General features: G+C 43.4%; 3 protein-coding genes. All 3 read left to right on the plus strand.

All coding sequences use genetic code 11. The features are described 5' to 3' along the window. Positions 1-2,735, plus strand: a 2,735-nt coding sequence (locus A3757_RS14865) for a hypothetical protein (protein WP_068739854.1), incomplete at its 5' end; no start/stop codon positions are given. 148 nt (positions 2,736-2,883) lie between these two features. Further along, on the plus strand, positions 2,884-3,756 hold the full coding sequence (gene zipA / locus A3757_RS14870; protein WP_068508495.1) for a cell division protein ZipA: 873 nt from the start codon (positions 2,884-2,886) through the stop codon (positions 3,754-3,756). A 37-nt stretch (positions 3,757-3,793) separates the two neighbouring features. Continuing rightward, the gene (ligA, locus tag A3757_RS14875) at positions 3,794-5,815 is read left to right on the plus strand and encodes an NAD-dependent DNA ligase LigA (RefSeq protein WP_068553188.1); all 2,022 of its coding nucleotides are present in this window, start codon (positions 3,794-3,796) and stop codon (positions 5,813-5,815) included. Positions 5,816-5,844: the final 29 nt, after the last annotated feature.

Here is a 5,844-nt window from a genome sequence, read left to right on the forward strand (position 1 = left end):
TTATTGCTAAGAATAGCAATGAAAACAAAGTGGATGTGCTGCGTACTGAACTTGAAGACAAGCAAGAGGTATTCAATAAGTTTCAGGCAAAATTTTATCAGTCTGGCGGTGAGATTGCTGCGCTAGAGCAAAAACTTAAGTTTATTAAGAGCCGCCAGCTCGAGCAGGAGCAACAGGTTAGTCGGCTTAAAGAGGAAATTGCTGAAATTGACGAGGTATTGTCCGCTGACCATGAAACACATGAGCTTGTGCTAGCGGATCTAGAAGAAATTGAAGCGGTATTTATTGAGCTTCAGGAGCAGCTTGAGCAATCCTCTTTCGAGCTGGAAATGCGCGAATCTGACATGGAATCCTGGCAACTTCGGTGGGATCAATTTAACCAGGACTCTGCAAATGCTCAAAAAAGCGCAGAGCTTGAGCAAGCTAAGATCCAGCAAACAGAAGAACGAATTCAAGAGCTCGAAATACGGCATGAACGCCTATCTCACTCCTCTATTGATGTGCAGCGAAGTATTGAAGAGCTAGATCATGGTCAATGGGAAGAGGAGCAGTTGATAGTAGATGAAAAACTATTAAGCTCTCAGCAGGAAGTTGATGACATATTGCCTAAAATTGAGCAACAACAAGACAAGATTGAATCACTAAGCGATCAGAAGTCTATCTTGCATGCAAAGATATCGGAGCAGAAAGCTGTCCTCGCTTCGCTTGTAACACTTCAAGAATCTGTCTTGGGTGATGATTCTAGCGTTTCTGCGCAAAAGCGGCAGATGGGTATTGATCAGCTGCCATTGCTGATGAATGAGCTTAAGGTCACTTCAGGTTGGGAAATTGCTGTTCAGCAAGCGCTTCATGATTGGATGAACTCTTTGGTTTCCGACGGCGTAGCAACGGATCTTATTCTGAATTGCGAAACATCAACTCTGGAAGGTTCTGTTACCTTATTAGATAAGGATAAAAATGGATCAAACTCTAATGTTGTAGCAAAATCTGGATCACTTGCTCAATATGTTGAAGGTGCACCGTCTCAAGTAATTTTAATACTAAACGATATCAAAGTTGCTGATTCAAAAGAGCAAGCACAGCTTGCTATTGCTACACTGGCGGAGCACGAGTCTGTTATATGTACTGATGGCCTTTGGTTTGGTCAAACATGGGCAAGAGTATACAGGCCCGGTGATACCGAGGCAGGCGTTCTTGAGCGTGCAAATGTTATCGCAAAAATAAAGAAAGCTATTCCAGCGCTAGAGGAGCAGCTTGATGCCGTTAATCTTCAACTTGAAGCCAATAAAGATGCTCTACATCAATATCGTAAAGACTTAGAGTCTTTCGAGGTATCTATTAAAACGCTGACCAATGAGAAAGCTCGAATAGCTGGTCAGCAAGGAGCAGATAAAGCCAAGCTAGATCAATTCAATCTCCAGCTAAAACGAAACGATGAAGATATCAAGGAGTTGTTAGATCAGCTTGAACAGTATCGTGAGCAACTTGCTGAATCGCGCGAAATCTGGAATGAAGCGCTGCTATCGCTTGATGAGTTCACTGAGCGCAAAGCAGTTCTTAGCGAAGAAAGAGAGCGTGTTCAATCTCAGCTAGAGATGTATAGAGCTCAGTCTCGCGAAGCGCAAAATTCAGTACATCAGAAACAAATTGAACAACAGCAAAAGCTTAGTCAGGTAAACTCCCTAAAACAAACTATTGAGAGGCTAGGCAAAGAGTTAAGTTATAAGAAGCAACGAATTACTGAGCTTAATAATAGCGAACATTACGAAGATGAGTCCTTAGAGGACTTGTCTATGCAGCTTGAAGGTCTCTTGGAATCCCGGCTAATTGCAGAAGAGCGACTGAATGAAGCGCGAAAATCCGTTGAAAGCGTTAGTATTAGCTTGCGCGAGGAAGAGGGCGCTCGCGTTAAGTTTGAAGGTGCAATACAGTCAGCAAGAGAAAAGCTCGAAGCAATCAGGATGGATACTCAAGCGCTATCCATTAATAAGAAAAACCTCGAAGAGAGGATTCTTGAGGATGGATTCGAAATTGATGCGCTTAGTTCACAAATTCACGCAGGCGACAACGAAGCAAATTTGAAGGCAGCTTTGGAGCAATTAGGGCAAAGAATTCAGCGCCTTGGTTCGATTAACCTTGCTGCTATTGATGAATTTAAGGTTCAGAACGAGCGAAAGCAGCATTTGGATGAGCAGAATGATGAACTTGTCGATGCGCTAGATACGCTTGTGGATGCGATTAAAAAGATAGATAAAGAAACACGCACCCGCTTCAAGCAAACATATGACCAAGTAAACGAAGGCTTGCAGCGCCTCTTTCCGAAGATATTCGGTGGTGGCAACGCGTATCTTGAATTAACTGATGACAACTTGCTGGAAACTGGTGTCATGATTATTGCGCGTCCACCAGGAAAGAAAAATGCCACGATTCACCTTCTTTCTGGGGGTGAGAAGTCTCTAACTGCTATCGCGCTTATCTTTGCTATTTTTGAGCTGAATCCGGCACCTTTCTGTATGCTGGACGAAGTAGATGCCCCGCTTGATGATGCAAACGTTGGCCGCTTTGCCAGAATGGTAAAGGAGATGTCTTCTCAAGTGCAGTTTATCTATATCTCTCATAACAAGGTGTCTATGGAAAAAGCAGACCAGCTTATGGGTGTGACGATGCATGAGCCTGGCGTTTCCAGGCTAGTCTCTGTTGATATTGATGAAGCCGCAGCAATGGTAGAGGTATAGTGTTGGTAAAAGAGTTACAGATAATTTATTCGCATCCTACTTTGTTGAAACAATGTAAACTTTAAAACTATAATTTATACTAAGTGCAGGGCGTTTTTAGCTCCTTTCGATGCGTGCTCGCATCATTGATATTTATATAAGTGAAAAAATGAATTTAAGAGACTGGTTAATTGTTATCGGTGCAGTAATTATCGTTGGTATTTTGATCGATGGTTACAGGCGCATGCGTATTGCCAATCGTGACTCACTTAAGATGTCTCGTGACATGAGTGGCGATTTGGGTGCAGGTGATCCGCTTGAAGACGATTTTAATCCTGAATTACCCAGTGGTGGCGCGCGCGTTGTATCTTCAGGTGCACTTGAATCAGGCATTGAAGAAGTTAATTCCTCTAAGGATAAAATCGAACCTAGTCTGAATTTCGATACACCTTTTAACGATGATGACGTAAAAGAAGATGGAGCCATTGTTGCCGATGCGGGTTCGCGTATAGAGCTAGAGTCAATCGAAGTTAAAACGGCTCACGCCGGTAAGATCAAGAAAGTTGCTGAAATCGAAGTTAGTAGCGCAAGTGAAAACAATGACAAGCACGCGCTTGTTATCGTTATCAATGTGCACGCAACAACCAACAAAGGGTTTTCGGGAACAGATGTTAAACAGTTGCTGGAAGCTTGTGGTCTCGATCACGGTGATATGTCTATCTTTCATCGCCACGAAGAAGATGACCTGTTAAGCCCTATCCAATTTAGTGTTGCTAACGCTATCGAACCTGGATATTTTGATCCAGATACATTAGCTGAAATATCCACGCCTGGAGTGAGCTTCTTTATGACCCTGCCTGGGCCTAAGGATTACAGTAAAGCTTTCGAATTTATGCTCGAAACCGCGCAGTGTTTTGCTAGAAACTTGCAAGGCGAACTTAAGGATGAAAACCTAAGTGTGATGACGCCACAAACTATTGAGCATTGTCGCTCAAAGATTAAAGAGTTTGAACGCCGCCAGCTGTCTAAAGTAAAACTTTAATCAGCGAAAATTTCACTAACATCAGCGCTAGCCTTACATGTCCAAATCTATCGATGCCTCGCGCTCACGCGCAAACGAGCTAAACCAGCTGCTTTCACGCTATGCATACCAGTATTACGTTTTAGATGACCCAAGTGTACCCGATTCCGAATACGATCGATTATTTAAGGAGCTTCAAGATATTGAAGCTGCGTACCCGGAGTTAATTAGTGCTGATTCTCCGACTCAAAGGGTTGGCGGCCAACCGCTCGATAAATTCGCCCAGATTGAGCATAAGATTCCTATGCTTTCTTTGGATAATGCATTTTCTGCTGATGATTTACAGGCCTTTGATTCTCGACTACATGCGCGCCTAAGCGGCTCTGCCACGATAAGTTATGTTGCAGAACCAAAATTAGATGGTGTTGCAGTAAGCCTTTTTTATAAGCAAGGCAAGTTAATTTATGGTGCGACTCGTGGTGATGGAAAAGTGGGCGAAGATATTACTCACAACGTACGTACCATCAACTCAATACCGCTTCGTTTGCTTGGTAGTGGTTTCCCTGATGAACTAGAAGTGAGGGGTGAGATATTTATGCCTCTGGTTTCATTCAATCGACTTAATGAAGAAGCGCAAACGAACGGAGACAAACTGTTCGTTAATCCGCGTAATGCTGCCGCAGGTAGTTTACGCCAGCTCGATTCCAAAGTGACAGCGAAAAGGCAATTGAAGATGTGCGCCTATTCTGTTGGCTACTCTTCTGGACTAGGGCTTCCCAGTAGTCACTTCTCAACACTTGAAAAGCTTAATGAATGGGGCTTTGTGGTCAATAGCGATATGCAGCAACTTCAAAATATTGAGGAATGTATCGCTTACTGTGAGATGCTTAGCGATAAGAGGTCATCACTCGATTATGAAATAGACGGCATCGTGTTTAAGGTGGATGATTTTGCAGCCCAAATGGAATTAGGCTTCGTTGCGCGTGCGCCACGCTGGGCTGTTGCTTATAAGTTTCCTGCTCAAGAGGAGCTTACAGTGCTCGAAAGCGTTGACTTTCAGGTTGGGCGTACCGGCGTTCTCACGCCTGTTGCTCGTTTAAAGCCTGTTTTTGTCGGTGGCGTGACCGTTAGCAACGCAACCTTGCATAATATGGATGAAGTTAAGCGTTTACAAATAAGGGTAGGTGACACGGTTGTCATTCGCCGTGCCGGTGACGTAATCCCTAAAGTTGTACGATGTGTTAAAGAGCGTCGACCACCAGATAGTGTTGATATTGTCCTGCCAAAGTGCTGCCCCGTTTGTGATTCCCCTATAGAAATTGAAGAAGATGGCGTGCTCGCTCGATGTAGCGGCACACTTGTCTGTGGCGCGCAATTAAAAGAGTCTATAAAGCACTTTGCCAGTAGAAAGGCTATGGATATTGACGGTTTGGGTGATAAGTTAATCGACCAGCTTATTGATAAAGAGCTAATCCAGGACGTAAGTGATTTATATAGACTTGATGCAAAGAACTTAGCGCTCTTAGAGCGTATGGGTGAAAAGTCAGCAAAAAATATTGTATCCGCCATCGAGATATCCAAGCGATGTACACTTGCTCAATTTATTTTCGCTTTGGGAATTCCAGAGGTTGGTGAAACAACGGCAGAGCTATTGGCTGAGCAGTTTGAAAAACTAGAGCGCTTAATGCAAGCAAGCAAAGAGCAATTGATAGCGTTAAATGATATCGGGCCGATAATGGCTGACAATATATTTACGTTTTTTCAGTTCGAGAACAATCAACAAAAAATATCCCAGCTAATCGAGTTGGGAGTGAGTCCAGCGCCTTTAATTGTGCCAAAGCAAAGCTTTGAAAGTGCGTTTAAAGACAAAAAAGTTGTTATTACCGGTACGCTTCCAAGTATGGGGCGTGACCAGATGAAAGCACTACTTAAGGAAAATGGTGCCAAAGTTCAATCAAGTGTATCTAGCAAAACGGACTACTTAATTGCGGGTGATGCTGCCGGTTCTAAGCTAGATAAGGCAGCTAAACTCGGTGTCGAGGTGCTTAATGAGGAACAAGTGCTCTCACTAGTTAAATAAGTGTGAACTATAAGACGTTTCCATAAAGT

The sequence above is a fragment of the Oleiphilus sp. HI0117 genome (genome assembly GCF_001635235.1).

Coding starts and splice junctions, on each gene's coding strand:
- zipA (WP_068508495.1), top strand. CDS start 2,884: ATGAATTTAAGAGACTGGTTAATTGTTATCGGTGCAGTAATTATCGTT.
- ligA (WP_068553188.1), top strand. CDS start 3,794: ATGTCCAAATCTATCGATGCCTCGCGCTCACGCGCAAACGAGCTAAAC.